We start from the raw sequence: 422 nt of genomic DNA, 5'->3' as shown, positions 1-422 counted from the left end.
CAGCGCCGACGATGTTCGGATGAAACAGGCGATGAAGCGGGCGGAAAAAGATCGCGTAACGCGGATCGAGCAGGACCGGCGCGCGCGCGAACGCCAATTCATGCTAGGCGACCGATACAGCGTCATGGCGAGCCGCGCCGACTACGCCGATGCGTCTTCCGATCCGGACGCGCGCCAATGGGTTGACCTAGTGTTTCATGAAATCATGCAGAGGCCGCTTCCCGATCAATACGAACTCCGGCGCGACGTGTGGCGTGTCCACGTTGTCCAACTGGACGGCGGCACGCTCGGCGCTGTTGTAGGCGGCGATTGCACTCAAACCGCCGACCCCGCCGAAATTGCTTCCGTAGCGGAGCAGCTGATCGCCCGCTTCGAGGGCAGAGCTTGACGCGCGTGGAGCGGTGGCAGCTGCCACCGCTCCA

The 422-nt window shown here is 63.7% G+C and carries 1 protein-coding gene; it reads left to right on the top strand.

Going from position 1 to position 422, the window contains the following annotated elements; genetic code table 11:
* Positions 1-388: hypothetical protein (locus tag AX735_RS02600; protein ID WP_066275107.1), on the top strand; the 388-nt coding region annotated here is incomplete at its 5' end.
* Positions 389-422 lie beyond the last annotated feature (34 nt).

The sequence above is a fragment of the Blastomonas sp. CCH1-A6 genome (genome assembly GCF_001556365.1).
In the GTDB taxonomy this organism is placed as follows: domain Bacteria; phylum Pseudomonadota; class Alphaproteobacteria; order Sphingomonadales; family Sphingomonadaceae; genus Blastomonas; species Blastomonas ursincola.
Note: the sequence above shows the minus strand (reverse complement) of the source record. Positions and strands in the feature narration are given on the sequence as shown.